Below are 2274 nucleotides of genomic sequence, written 5' to 3'. Positions count from 1 at the left end.
CTGGACGTCGCCGGGGCCGACCTCGGCGGCGGCGCTCTGGCCGAAGGAGTCGACGAGGGCGCGGCTGCCGCTGACCGAGGCGATCAGGAAGGCCACGCCGAGGGCGATGGCCGCGCCGCTGAGGGCGAGTCGGCGCAGCTGCCCGCGGAGGTCGGCGAGAGTGTGGCGGTAGGTGGTCATCGTTCCCGGTCCGTCGTCGGATGGCCGGCGTCCGGCCGGTCGTCGCTGGTCACCGGCACTGCGACCGGTGATCGACTTCGAGCCTAGGAGCCGGTCGGGCCCGTCCCGTCGGCGTGAGGTCGTGTTCATGATCGGACCGGGGACTGAACGCGGGAGCGGGCTTCTCCTCCTTGAGAGGTAGGCCGTCCCCGACCGATCCGGATGCCCCGGGGCGTCCCCACTCGTCCCATTGGTCACCGTGGTCCCATCGGCCAAGCTGGTCCAGACCATTGACGCTCGCCGTCGGGGCTACCTAGCATGATCGCGCCGCGGCGGCCATACGGGGGCCCGTCGCCGATCAGCCGAGCGCGCTACTCCCTCCCACCCCACGGGGCATGCGGCCGGACCATGTCCGAATACCGCCAGTCCCGCCGTGAGGCGAGTGCCGAGGAGTGTCATGCCCACGACCATCCGCGAGTTCGCCCACCAGCCGGGCGGGGCCACCGAGCCCGCGCCCACCACCGAGCCGGCGCCCACCACCGAGCCCGCACCGACCACCGAGTCCGCGCCCACCACCCTCACCGTCGGCCAGGAACGGCTCTGGTTCCTCGATCAGCTCGACCCCGGCGACCCCTCCTACAACATCCCGCTGGTGCTGCGCCTCACCGGCGAGCCGTCGACCGAAGCGCTGCGCGCCGCCCTCGACGGCGTGGTGGCCAGGCACGAGGCGCTGCGCACCCGCTTCCCCGCCGAGGACGGCCGGCCCGTCGCCGTCGTCGACGCTCCGGCACCCGTCCCGCTCGACCTCGCCGACCTGCGCGGACGGCCCGACGCCGAGGTGGCCGCCGCCCTCGCCGCCCGCGTCAACCGCGGCTTCGACCTCGCCGCCGGACCCCTGCTGCGCGCCGCCCTGCTGCGCACCGGCGAGTCGGAGCACGTGCTCTGCCTGGTGCTGCACCACATCGTCGCCGACGGCTGGAGCCTCGGCCTGCTGCGCACCGAACTCGCCGACCGCTACGCCGCCCACCGCGCCGACGGCCGGCAGCCCGAACTGCCCGCCCCGCCCTCCTACGCCGCCCACGCCGCCGCCGAACGCGCCTGGCTCGCCGGACCCGAGGCCGCCGACGCGCTCGCCTACTGGCGCGAACGGCTCGCCGGCGCACCCGCCCTCGACCTGCCGCTGGACCGGCCCCGGCCCACCGAACCGGGCAGCGCGGGCGCCTTCCACACCCGGATCCTGCGCGGCCTCGGCCCCGAACTCGACGCCTTCGCCCGCGCCCGCCGGCTCACCCCGTTCATGGTGCTGGCCGCCGCCTACCAGGCCCTGCTGCACCGCTGCACCGGCCAGGACGACTTCTGCGTCGGCGTTCCCACCGCCGCCCGCACCACCGTCGACAGCGAACGGACCATCGGCTACTTCTCCTCCGCCCTCGTGCTGCGCGCCGACCTCGCCGGCGCCCCCACCTTCGACACCCTGCTGCGCCGGGTGCGCACCGACTGGCTCGGCGCGCTCGGCCACGGCCGGGTGCCGTTCGAACAGCTCGCCGAGGAGCTGCGCCCCGACCGCGACCCCGGGCGCACCCCGATCTTCCAGACCCTGCTCACCGTGCACACCCAGAGCGGCGGCGCCCTCGGCGAGCACGCCTTCGCCGACCTGCGCTGCGTCGAGACCGACGGCGGCCACACCGCCGCCAAGTTCGAGCTGGCCCTGGACGTCCGCCCGGACGGCGACGACCTGCACGCCGTCTTCGGCTACCGCACCGACCTGCTGGACGAGCCGTGGACCGTCCGGCTCGGCCGCCGCTTCGACACCCTGCTGCGTGCCGCGCTCGCCGCCCCGGACACGCCGGTGCACCTGCTGCCGCTGCTCGACGCCGAGGAACTCGCCGAGGCGGCGGGCGGATCGGCCGGACCCGCGCTGCCCGCGCACCCGGCGACCGTGCTCGACGCGATCGACCGGGCCGCCGCCGAGCAGCCGGACGCGCCCGCCCTCGAAGCACGGGAGGCGCGCCTCACCCGCGCGGAGCTCGCCGCGGCCTCGGGCGCCCTGGCCGCCCGCCTGGCGGCGGCCGGGGTGCGGCGCGGCGACCTGGTGGCGTTCCACCTGCCGCGCGG

The 2274-nt window shown here is 76.3% G+C and carries 2 protein-coding genes; one reads left to right on the top strand and one right to left on the bottom strand.

Annotated elements, in window-relative coordinates:
- Window positions 1-180, bottom strand: a 180-nt coding sequence (locus ABD308_RS32905) for a hypothetical protein (protein WP_344343216.1), incomplete at its 3' end; no start/stop codon positions are given.
- 436 nt (window positions 181-616) lie between these two features.
- Between ABD308_RS32905 and ABD308_RS32900 the strand changes: the two genes are divergently transcribed.
- The coding region (locus ABD308_RS32900) for a condensation domain-containing protein (protein WP_344343214.1) at window positions 617-2274 on the top strand (1658 nt) is incomplete at its 3' end.

Source organism: Kitasatospora putterlickiae (genome assembly GCF_039527695.1).
Taxonomy (GTDB): domain Bacteria; phylum Actinomycetota; class Actinomycetes; order Streptomycetales; family Streptomycetaceae; genus Kitasatospora; species Kitasatospora putterlickiae.
The sequence above is the reverse complement of the archived record's forward strand: the minus strand, read 5'-3'. Positions and strand labels throughout refer to the sequence as shown.